This window comes from Bacillus sp. SIMBA_005 (genome assembly GCF_046535585.1).
Classification (GTDB): Bacteria; Bacillota; Bacilli; order Bacillales; family Bacillaceae; genus Bacillus; species Bacillus pumilus.
Genome location: NZ_JAWRWI010000976.1, coordinates 1 through 245, shown reverse-complemented (window position 1 = coordinate 245; position 245 = coordinate 1). Strand labels below are relative to the sequence as shown.

1 protein-coding gene is annotated in these 245 nt (G+C 67.8%); it reads left to right on the top strand.

All coding sequences use genetic code 11. From position 1 onward, the window contains the following. The coding region (locus SB660_RS23000) for an ATP-binding cassette domain-containing protein (RefSeq protein ID WP_410584844.1) at window positions 1-245 on the top strand (245 nt) is incomplete at both ends.

Here is a 245-nt window from a genome sequence, read left to right as displayed (position 1 = left end):
CATCCGCAACCGGTTCGGCGCTCGTCGCCGACCATCTGGTGAAGACCTACAGCGGCGGGAGGGGCAAACCCCCCGTCCGCGCGCTCGACGACCTCGGTTTCGAGGCCCAGGCAGGGACCGTCTTCGGTCTGCTCGGGCCGAACGGCGCCGGCAAGTCGACAACCATGAAGATCCTGTCCACCCTCGCCCGAGCAGACTCCGGATCCGCATATGTCGCCGGGATCGACGTCGTCCGGAATCCCGCA